We start from the raw sequence: 10,573 nt of genomic DNA on the forward strand, positions 1-10,573 counted from the left end.
CCCCCGACCTCGCTGAGTGCGTGGGTCATGCCGTCGAAGATGTCGGGACGTTCCCGCACCACCCACCGCGCCCCCATCGTCCCGGCGGCTTCCTCGTCGGCGAAGAAGGCGAGCAACAGGGGTCTGCGCGGGACGATGCCCTCACGGCGGTAGTGGCGCACGACGGCGAGCATCATGCCGATCATGTTCTTCATGTCCACGGTTCCACGGCCGTAGAGCCAGCCGTCGTGGATCTCACCCGCGAACGGCGGGACCGACCAGTCCTCTGCGACCGCGGGGACCACGTCGACGTGCCCGTGCACGACCAGTCCGCCGGCGGCCGGGTCCGACCCGTCGACACGGGCGAACAGACTTCCGCGACCGGGCACGGACTCCACCAACTCGCTCGGGATCCCCACCTCGTCCAGGTACTCCGCGATACGTCGGCACACGCGGGTCTCACCGTCGCCGATCGTGGCGGGGTCGCCGGTGTTGGTCGAGTCGATGGACACCAGGTCAGCTGTGATCGAGACGGCCTCGGAGTGCAGGAGTTCCCGCATCTCGTCGGTCATCGGCACGGTGTCCGTCATCCGAAGCACATCCCTTCCCCACGGTAGGTGGGCCAGCGATCCACCACCGCTGGTCCCTGTGCAGTCTCGTCCACCACGTGGAGCGTGTCGAACCGCTCGCAGACCTCTCCCGCCTTCGCGTGGCGCCACCAGGCGCGGTCGCCTATCGCCACCTCCCCTCGCACGGGGGTCTGCACCTCTCCGGCGCCCTCCCTGCCCAGGTACCGCAACCCCGTGGGGCGGGCGGGGACGGGCAGCCGATCCGGCCCCGGCACCCCGGAGGCCACGTACCCCCCGTAGAGGAAGGTCGTGAGGCCGGGGGCCGGGGTCCGGACCGCCGGCAGGGCGAAGAACAGCGAGGGTCGCGGTGTGAACGAGCGGTAGCGGTCGAACAACCCGGGGACGAAGAGACCCGACCCGGCGGTCACCTCGGTGACGGCGGGATCCGCGGCGCTCTCGGCGATCGAACCGGAGCCACCCGAGTTGACGATCTCGGGTCGCTCCCCGGTGACGTCGGCGACCACTCCGGCGACGGCCCCCCGGATCGCGAGCAGACGGCGCATCGACAGCGCCTTGACCACGCCGATACCCCTGACGTCGTCGGGGACGCCGGCGACCTGCGCCTCGTAGAACATCACACCGACCACCCGGAAGCCCGAGGCCACGGCTCGACGGACCAGCGGCTCGACGTCGGCGGGGCCCCGGAGCGGGGACCGCCTGACGCCCAGGTGGAGGGGTCCGAACCGGAGCGAGGCGTCCACGTCGACGCACACCCTCGCCCCACCGGCACCCGACTCGCGGGCGATCTCCAGCTGGCGTTCGTCGTCGACCATCAGGGTCACCGCGTCGAGCGCGGCCGGATCCGCCCCCAGTCGCGCGAGCGCCGCGCGGTCGACCGTGGGGTACCCGAGCAGGACGTCGTCGCACCCCGCGTCCACGAGCCACAGGGCCTCGGTGAGCGAATAGGCCATGATGCCGCGTACCGAGTCGTCACCCCGGAGCCCCGGACCGAGGACCTCCTCGAGCACCCCGCGCGACCTGACGGACTTGCTGGCGATCCGGATCCGCGTCCCGCCTGCTCGTCGCCGCAGGTCGGCCAGGTTCGCCCGCAGGGTGGGCAGGTGCAGCGCGGCGAGCGGCGCGTCCAGTCCGGCGGTGGCCGTGTCCACGGCGTCCACGGCGTCGGTGCCGGGTCCGGACACCGGCCTACTCACCGTCGAGCGGATGCGCGTCCGCCACCACGAGGTCGACCGCCCGGTGGAGAAGGGCGATCGCCTCGTCGTCGTCCCGGCAGATCTGCCAGCGCAGACCGATGCCCGCGACCGTGGCCTCCACGACACGGACCATGTCGTCGAGGCCCATACCCCAGCGCATACCCGCGGACTGGGCGGTCCGCCCGAGCACCGAGCGGATGATCTCCTCGTTGGACTCCTGCTGGTGGCGGGCCAGGCCGATCTCGGGTGTCCCGTACGTACGCAGCGAGTAGGAGACGATCTCGTAGGTGAGGAGCTGCCGGTCGGGAGAAGCGGAGATGACGGCCCAGATCAGGTCGATGGCCTCGTACAACCTCCGTCGCAGACCCTCCCTGCCCATGGCGCCGGAGTCGAAGTCGACGTTGATGAACGCCCGTGCCGCCTGGTGCACCTCCGAGTTGACCGCACCGATCACCTCACGGAGGAGCTCTTCCTTATCCGTGTAGCAGTAGTGGACGACACCGAGGGAGACGCCGGCCCGCTCCGCGACGCCGCGGACGGTCACCGCGCCCAACCCGTCATGTTCGGCGATCTCCAGGGCGGCCCGGAGGAGCTGCGCTCTGCGCTGATCGGATGGGAGGCGTCTGGTCACCCGTCCATGGTACGACGACGACCCTGCGGCGGGCACACTTCGTCCCCGGATCGCACAGGGCACCGCCCCGCGGTCAGGTCTGTCGTCCAGGTTGCCCCCCTTCGACGGTGAAGCGGGGGGTAATCTCGGCAGCCATGACGACCTCGACCACACCGTGGCAGAACTGGGCCGGAAACGTCATCGCCTCGCCGTCCGGCCGGTGCGACCCCACGACCGTCGCGGAGGTCACGGACATCGTGCGCACCGCCGCCGACCGGGGCACCCGGGTCAAGTGCGTGGGCGCCGGACATTCCTTCACCCCGGCCGCGGCGACGGACGGGGTCCTGATCTCACTCGACGACCTGACGGGGATCGAGTCGATCGTCCCGACCCGCGCCCCAGACGGGCACGTCGACGGGGCTGACGTGACCGTCTGGGCGGGCACGCGACTGCACCGGCTCGGCCCTCTTCTGTGGGACCTGGGACTCGCGCAACCGAATCTCGGGGATTTCGCGGAACAGTCGCTCGCCGGCGCGGTGTCGACGGGGACCCACGGCACGGGTCGGCACGCTGTCGGCCTGCCGGCCACCGTCGTCGGTCTGCAGCTCGTCGCCGCCGACGGTTCCGTCCTGAACTGTTCCCGCGAGACGAATCCTGAGGTGTTCGAGGCGGCGCGACTCGGGATCGGTGCGATCGGGATCATCACCAAGATGACGATCCACTGCGTGCCGGCGTTCGCGCTGAGCGCCGAGGAACACCCGTGGACCCTGACCGCCGCGCTCGCCGATCTCGAGGGCTTCGCGGGCTCGGCCGACCACGCGGAGTTCTTCTGGTTCCCCCACACCGACGCCGTGACCGTCAAACGCCACACCCGGCTTCCGGGCGACACCGAGCTGCAGCCCCTGGGCAGGTTACGCGAGCTCGTGGGCGAGGAGTTCCTGGCCAACGAGGCGTTCGGTGCGTTGTGCCGGACGGCCGCCCGTCGGCCCTCGCTGACACCCCGGATCAACCGCCTCGCGGCCCGGGCGATGTCGGCCCGCGCGTACACCGATCGCAGCTACCGGGTCTTCGCCTCCTCACGACGGGTCCGCTTCCGCGAGATGGAGTACGCGGTGCCGGTGGCCGCGGCCGCGGCCGTGGTGAGGGACCTCCGGGACATGATCGACCGCTCCGGCATCGTCACGCCGTTCCCCGTCGAGGTGCGGTTCGCCGCCGCGGACGACGTGTGGATGTCGACCGCCCACCAGCGGGACGTCTGCTACATCGCGGTCCACCAGTTCCACCTGATGGACCACACCGAGCTCTTCCGATCGGCCGAGGAGATCTTCCTCGCCGCGGACGGTCGACCCCACTGGGGGAAGATGCACACCCGGACCGCTGCCGACCTGTCCGACACCATCCGACACTTCGACGATTTCGTCGCCGTGCGGGACCGACTGGACCCGGACCGGGTCTTCGCGAACCAGTACACCGAACAGGTCCTCCCGTAGGAGGCGGGACCACGTGATCCTCCGTACCGTGGAGTGACGGACAAGGGCAGCCGACCCTGTCGTGAACACCCTCGAGGAGATCCCGTGCCAGAACGCGTCCCCGCCGACACCGACGTCTCCGGTCCACTCGCCGGAATCGCCACAGGGGCCCTCCGGAAGGCGATACGGAGCCAGGCCGGGGCCGCGCGCGCCTACGTCCGCAAGCTCCGCGAGAACCATCCGGATGAGAGTCCCGCGCGCATCCGCGACCGGCTCGACTCCCGCTTCCTGAGCGCCGTCACCGCGTCCGGCGCGGCCGTGGGCGCCACGGCGGCCGTCCCCGGGGTCGGCACCATCGTCGCGTTCGGCGCGATCGGCGCCGAGTCGCTGGTGTTCATCGAGGCCGCCGCGTTCTACACCCTGGCCGTCGCGGAGGTCCACGGCGTGGACGTGAGGGTCGGCGAGCACGAGGAGCTGCTCGTGATGACCGTCATGCTCGGGGCGTCGGGCACCGCGATCCTGGCCAACGCGGTCAGCACGAGCGGCGGGGCCTCCGCCGGCGGGTCGCTCGCCGGAAGGTCGCTGGGGCTCCCGGGTCTGAAGGAGGTCAATCGTCGGATGGTGTCCCGGTTCGCCCGGAAGTTCGCGGTGAAGCGGGCGACCCTCGCCATGGGCAAGCTCGCCCCCGCGGGCATCGGCGCGGCGGTGGGAGGCTGGGGGAACCGACGGCTGGGTCGGACCGTCGTGAAGGCGGCGGCGACCACCTTCGGGACCCCTCCGGACAGCTGGCCCTCGACCTGACCCCCGTGCGTCGAGTGCACCGCATCCCCCTGTCAGGTGAGATCGGAAGGCCGAGAACGCGCAGAAGGTCTAGCCTGGGTTCATTGCGTGTGAAACCCACCACAGATCAGGAAGGCACCACAACATCGTGAGCAACACCGTCTCACAGTTCGGACAGAACCAGTGGCTCGTCGACGAGATGTACGAGCGGTTCTCCAAGGACCCGTCCTCCGTGGATAAATCCTGGCACGAGTTCTTCGACGCGAACCCCGGGGCCGCGGCCGTGAGCGGTCGGAGTGCGTCGAACGGCTCGTCCGGTGCCGGTCCGGCTGCGGACGGGGGTGACGCACGGACTGGTGGGAAAACCAGTGGTGGCAAGACCGGTGGAGAGAAGAAGAGTGCCGGCAAGAGCGGCAAGAAGGTCTCCGACGAGAAGTCCGGGGGCGACAACGCCACCCCCGACGCGAACACCCAGAAGACCTCGGAGCTGACCGTCGCGGACATGTCTCCCGAGTCGTCAGCCGAGGACGTGGCCGCCAAGCCCACGGCCGAGAGCTCCCCGAAGAGCAAGGCACGCGGGCGGGGTGTGCCGGCCCCCGCGCGGACGCCGAGCTCGCGTGGCACGTCGGAGGCACCCGCCGCCAAGCGGACCACGCGGCCCGAGTACACGCCGCCCGAGGAAGCAGAGAACAAGGTCCTGCGCGGCCCGGCCAACGCGATCGTCAAGAACATGAACGCGTCGCTGACGTTGCCCACGGCCACCTCGGTCCGTGCGATTCCGGCCAAGCTCATGATCGACAACCGCGTTGTCATCAACAACCACCTCAAGCGGACGCACGGCGGCAAGATCTCCTTCACCCACCTCATCGGGTACGCGATGGTGCAGGCGATCAAGTCCTACCCGAACATGAACAACCACTTCGAGGAAGTCGACGGCAAGCCCAACGTCGTGACCCCGAACGGGATCAACCTCGGCCTGGCGATCGACATGAAGACCAAGGCGGGGCGCACCCTGGTCGTGGCCGCCATCAGGAACTGCGAGGAACTGACCTTCCGCGGCTTCCTCGACGCCTACGAGGACATCGTCTCCCGCGCCCGCATCGGCAAGCTGACGATGGAGGACTTCTCGGGGGTCACCATCTCGCTGACGAACCCCGGCGGGATCGGCACCGTCCACTCTGTGCCGCGACTGACCGTGGGGCAGGGCACGATCCTCGGTGTCGGTGCGATGGAGTACCCGGCCGAATTCCAGGGTGCCAGCGACGAGCAGCTGGCCAACAACGCCATCGGCAAGATCACCACCCTCACCTCGACCTACGACCACCGGATCATCCAGGGTGCGGAATCCGGGGAGTTCCTCCGCGAGATCCACCGTCTCCTGCTCGCCGACGAGTTCTACGACGAGATCTTCGACGTCCTCGGCATCCCCTACGAGCCCGTCCGGTGGCGTCAGGACATCACCGACCCGCGCGTGGACAAGGACGCCCGGGTCCTCGAGCTGATCGCGGCCTACCGCGACCGCGGCCACCTCATGGCCGATATCGACCCCCTGGACGGGCGGCACGCCAAGCGTCGCCGCACCTTCCACCCGGACCTCGACGTCAACTCCCACGAGTTGACGCTCTGGGACCTGGACCGCAAGTTCTCCGTGGGTGGGTTCGTCGGCAAGGACAAGATGCGCCTGCGCGACGTCCTGTCTGCGCTGCGCGCGGCGTACTGCCGCAAGATCGGTATCGAGTACACCCACATCCTCGAGAACGAACAACGCCAGTGGATCCAGGAACGACTCGAGGGTGTCGACGACAAGCCGACGGTCGCCGAGCAGAAGTACATCCTGTCCAAGGTCAACGCGGCGGAGGCGTTCGAGACCTTCCTGCAGACCAAGTACGTCGGACAGAAGCGCTTCTCCCTGGAGGGCGCCGAGTCGGTCATCCCGATGATGGATGCGGTCATCGACGAGGCCGCCGAGTTCGCGCTCGACGAGGTCGTGATCGGCATGCCGCACCGCGGCCGCCTGAACGTCCTGGCCAACATCGTGGGCAAGCCCTACCGGCAGATCTTCACCGAGTTCGAGGGCAACATGGACCCCTCGGCCGCCCACGGCTCGGGTGACGTCAAGTACCACCTCGGCGCCGAGGGCATCCAGTACCAGATGTTCGGGGAGAACGAGATCAAGGTCTCGCTCACCGCCAATCCGTCGCACCTCGAGGCCGTCGACCCCGTCCTGGAGGGGATCGTGCGGGCCAAGCAGGACCTCATCGAGGACCCGGAGTGGCGTGCCGAGTACCCGGTCGTCCCACTCATGCTCCACGGTGACGCGGCCTTCGCCGGCCAGGGGGTGGTGGCGGAGACGCTCAACCTGTCCCAGATCGACGGGTACCGCACCGGCGGGACGATCCACATCGTCGTCAACAACCAGATCGGATTCACCACCGCCCCCGAGGCCGGTCGGTCCAGCCAGTACTCCACGGACGTCGCCAAGATGATCGGCGCCCCGATCTTCCACGTCAACGGTGACGACCCAGAGGCGTGTGTGCGGGTGGCGCGGTTGGCGATGGACTTCCGCCAGCAGTTCAAGAAGGACGTCGTGATCGACCTCGTCTGCTACCGCCGCCGCGGCCACAACGAGGCCGACGACCCGTCGATGACGCAGCCCCGGATGTACGAGGTGATCGACGGCAAGAAGAGCGTCCGCCAGTCCTACACCGACGATCTCGTCGGTCGCGGTGACATCACCGAGAAGGAGGCCGAGAACGCCCTGCGCGACTTCCAGGGCCAGCTCGAGCGGGTCTTCAACGAGGTCCGCGAACTCGAGAAGCACCCGGTCAAGGCATCCGAGTCGATCCTGCCGAACCAGCCGCTGCCCAAGCGTCTGGTGACCGCGGTCGACGAGTCGGTCATCCACGCGATCGGCGACGCCTTCGGCAACCTGCCCGAGGACTTCCACATCCACTCGCGTGTCAAGCCGGTCTACGAGGCGCGCCAGAAGATGGCCTACAACGGGAACATCGACTGGGCGTTCGCCGAGCTGCTCGCGATCGGTTCGCTCGTCATGGAGGGCCGGACCGTTCGCCTGGCCGGCCAGGACTCGCAGCGCGGCACCTTCACGCAGCGGCACGTGGTGGTGGTCGACAAGACCACTGCCGAGCCCTACTCGCCGCTGCAGAACCTCGACGAGGCCGACGGCCGGTTCGAGGTGTGGAACTCCGCGCTCACCGAGTACGCCGGTGTCGGGTTCGAGTACGGCTACTCCGTGGGCGACCCGGAGGCGCTGGTCCTGTGGGAGGCGCAGTTCGGCGACTTCGTCAACGGTGCCCAGACCATCATCGACGAGTACATCTCCTCCGGTGAGGCCAAGTGGGGTCAGAAGTCCTCGGTCACCCTGCTCCTGCCGCACGGCCACGAGGGCATGGGCCCGGACCACACCTCAGGGCGCATGGAACGCTTCCTGCAGCTGTGCGCGGAGGGGTCGATGACGGTCGCGCAACCGTCGACCCCGGCGAACTACTTCCACCTCATGCGTCGCCACGCCACCGACGGCATCAAGCGCCCCCAGATCGTCTTCACCCCCAAGTCGATGCTGCGGAACAAGAAGGCCGTCAGCGCCCTCGCCGACTTCACCTCGGGCAAGTTCCGTTCGGTGCTCGACGATCCCACCTTCGTCGACGGTGGCAAGGACCCGGAGAAGGTCAAGACCATGCTCCTGGTCTCGGGCAAGCTCTACTACGAGCTGGCGGCACAGCAGGAGAAGGAAGGCCACGACGACGTCGCGATCGTCCGGCTGGAACAGATCCACCCGATCCCGTTCCGTCGCCTCCGCGAGGCGCTCAGCCACTACCCGAACCTCACCGAGGTCCGGTGGGTGCAGGAGGAACCGGCCAACCAGGGCGCGTGGAGCTTCCTCGCACTCAACCTGCCGGAGGTCATCCCGGAGTTCCCGCCGCTCAAGCGGGTGTCTCGACGGGCCATGGCCGCCACGTCGACCGGCCTGAGCAAGGTCCACGCGGTCGAGCAGAAGGCGCTCGTGGACGAGGCGTTCTCCTGATCGCGGCCACGGGGTAGGCGCGGGTCTCCGCGCCCCCCGGCGGCGATCGCCCGGGGCCTGTCCCGTGCGCCCGGGGCCGGTCCCGTGCGCCCGTGGCTCAGTAGTCGTGCGAGTCCAGCCAGTAGTTGGCGAGATCGGTCGGGGTGGAGGTGCCGAACTCCACCCCGAGCAGGAGCTCCCGCACGTCCTCCGTGGTCAGCTCGCCGCTGATCCGGTTGACCAGGGCGAGTTGGTCCTCGGAGAGTGAGCCCTTGCGGAACACCGGGACGACGTGTTGGGCCAGGATGGCGTCCTCGTCGTCGTCCAGCGGCACCATGTCGTCGGGATCCAGGACCGGGTCGGTCGACTGGACCAGCCCCACGCCGATCTCCCCCGCGCGCAGTGCGTCGAACACCGCGCGCGGGTTCGGGCCCAGCGCCACCCTCCGCCCGAACCCGCAGTCGTACGTCCCACCCACCGCGGTGGCGAGCGCACGGTCCGCGAGCGCCTCCTGGCGTGCGCCCAGTGTGAACTCCCCGCAGCGTCCGGCGAGGTCGGACATGGTCCGCAGACCGCGCGTCTCCGAGGTGTGCCGGGTCACCACGTACACGGGGGCGTCCTCGGCGGGAGCCGGGTCGGCTGCGATGACCCCCTCGGGGAGGGCGGCCATCATCGCGGTGTACACCTCGTCGGCCTCGACCACGGTGGAGCCCGGATCGAACGCGCGGAGCAACTCCCCGGTGAACCCGATGGTGAACGTGGCGTCTCCCGTCGTCACCGACTCGAGGACCTCGGCCTGGTCTCCCGACTGCGGACGCAGAGTGACCCGGGAGCCCGATCTCAACAGGGCGTTGCCGTAGATGTGGCCGACGACCTCGGCCTCACCGAAGGACGCGGTCTCGATCACCACGACCGGATCGGACTCGTGGGCGGGGACGATCGACGACTGCGCCTGGCATCCGGTCAGTGCCACCACCGCAACCCCGGCGATCGCCAGTCCGCGTACCCCGGCCCGCTCCCCCGTCCGCCGCACTCGACCACGTCCTTCCTCGCCACGTCCGCACCCGGTCGTGCGACACCTGTCCGCCAGTCTCCCAGCAGAACCCTAACGCCCATCGTGTCGAGGCCCGGCGCCGGATAGTGTCATGGTGATGAGTGAGGGGGCGCTGGTGCCGAGTATCCGAAGACGGCGGGACGACACGGCCAGCCCCTTCCCCCCACGCACCCGGCTGACCGTTCCCACCGAACGCGCGGTGGTCGACTGCGGTGTCTACGTGGACGGCGTCCGTGTCCCGGGGCGCTTCACCCACCGGGCCGCGATCCGGCACGTACGACAGGCCGGGCGGGGGTTCGTGTGGGTCGGGCTCCACGCCCCGGACCCTCACCAGATGGAGGCGCTGGCGAGGGAGTTCGGTCTCCACGAGCTGATCTCCGAGGACGCCGCCAGCGGACGGCAGCGGCCCAAACTGGAGGCCTACGACGACTCCCTGGTCCTCAACATGTCGACGGTCAGGTACCTCGAGCACGAGTCGATCACCGAGACCAACGACATCGTCTCCACCGGTGAGGTCATGGTGGTCCTGGGCCGCGACTTCGTGGTGACCGTCCGTCACGGGGACTTCACCGGCCTCGCCGACATCCGCGCGGAGCTCGAGAGCGCGCCCGAGAGGCTGCTCCGGGGGCCGTCGACGGTGATGCACGCCGTGGCCGACCGGGTGGTGGACAGCTACCTCGAGGTGGCCGAGGGGATGAGTGGGGACGTCGACGACCTGGAGACCGCCGTCTTCGCCCCCCGCACCCGTGTCGACATCGAGCAGATCTACCTGCTCAAGCGTGAGCTGCTCGAGCTCAAACACGACATCGCTCCCCTGGCCCTGCCCCTGCGGCGCCTGGCTGTTTGGGACGCCTTTCGGAAAGCGCGGATCTGA

At 69.1% G+C, this 10,573-nt stretch carries 8 protein-coding genes; 4 read left to right on the plus strand and 4 right to left on the minus strand.

The annotated features are described in order from the left end of the window. From G6028_RS07935 to G6028_RS07945, 3 genes are all read right to left on the minus strand, one after another. On the minus strand, positions 1 to 569 hold a 569-nt coding region (locus G6028_RS07935; RefSeq protein ID WP_182658552.1), incomplete at its 3' end, for a M20/M25/M40 family metallo-hydrolase. Beyond that, positions 566 to 1,750 carry a type III PLP-dependent enzyme domain-containing protein gene (locus G6028_RS07940; RefSeq protein WP_182658553.1) on the minus strand — a complete coding sequence of 395 codons (1,185 nt, stop codon included), beginning with the start codon at positions 1,748 to 1,750 and terminating at the stop codon, positions 566 to 568. The genes G6028_RS07935 and G6028_RS07940, both read right to left, overlap by 4 nt. 4 nt (positions 1,751 to 1,754) lie before the next feature. Then, positions 1,755 to 2,393, minus strand: coding sequence for a TetR/AcrR family transcriptional regulator (locus G6028_RS07945; protein ID WP_179525574.1), 639 nt, complete (start codon positions 2,391 to 2,393; stop codon positions 1,755 to 1,757). Positions 2,394 to 2,527: 134 nt separating this feature from the next. On the opposite strand from G6028_RS07945, the gene G6028_RS07950 reads away from it, so the two are divergent. The 3 genes from G6028_RS07950 (at position 2,528) to G6028_RS07960 (ending at position 8,666) form a co-directional block, all read left to right on the plus strand. Then, complete coding sequence (locus G6028_RS07950; RefSeq protein WP_182658554.1) at positions 2,528 to 3,862, plus strand: D-arabinono-1,4-lactone oxidase; 1,335 nt, start codon at positions 2,528 to 2,530, stop codon at positions 3,860 to 3,862. Between the two features lie 84 nt (positions 3,863 to 3,946). Continuing rightward, the gene (locus tag G6028_RS07955) at positions 3,947 to 4,642 is read left to right on the plus strand and encodes a hypothetical protein (protein ID WP_179525576.1); all 696 of its coding nucleotides are present in this window, start codon (positions 3,947 to 3,949) and stop codon (positions 4,640 to 4,642) included. Positions 4,643 to 4,769: 127 nt separating this feature from the next. After that, positions 4,770 to 8,666, plus strand: a complete 3,897-nt coding sequence (locus G6028_RS07960; RefSeq protein WP_182658555.1) for a multifunctional oxoglutarate decarboxylase/oxoglutarate dehydrogenase thiamine pyrophosphate-binding subunit/dihydrolipoyllysine-residue succinyltransferase subunit — start codon at positions 4,770 to 4,772, stop codon at positions 8,664 to 8,666. 97 nt (positions 8,667 to 8,763) lie between these two features. Here the strand turns inward: G6028_RS07960 and G6028_RS07965 are convergent, their stop codons facing one another. Continuing rightward, complete coding sequence (locus tag G6028_RS07965) at positions 8,764 to 9,618, minus strand: glycine betaine ABC transporter substrate-binding protein (protein WP_338404178.1); 855 nt, start codon at positions 9,616 to 9,618, stop codon at positions 8,764 to 8,766. 178 nt (positions 9,619 to 9,796) lie between these two features. On the opposite strand from G6028_RS07965, the gene G6028_RS07970 reads away from it, so the two are divergent. Then, complete coding sequence (locus tag G6028_RS07970; protein ID WP_182658557.1) at positions 9,797 to 10,573, plus strand: CorA family divalent cation transporter; 777 nt, start codon at positions 9,797 to 9,799, stop codon at positions 10,571 to 10,573.

Origin of the sequence: Dietzia cercidiphylli (assembly GCF_014145145.1) — a bacterium.
Taxonomy (GTDB): Bacteria; Actinomycetota; Actinomycetes; order Mycobacteriales; family Mycobacteriaceae; genus Dietzia; species Dietzia natronolimnaea.

What these genes read in the sequence shown, in the direction of transcription:
- G6028_RS07970 (WP_182658557.1), top strand. Translation starts at nt 9,797, where the DNA reads ATGAGTGAGGGGGCGCTGGTGCCGAGTATCCGAAGACGGCGGGACGAC.
- G6028_RS07950 (WP_182658554.1), top strand. Translation starts at nt 2,528, where the DNA reads ATGACGACCTCGACCACACCGTGGCAGAACTGGGCCGGAAACGTCATC.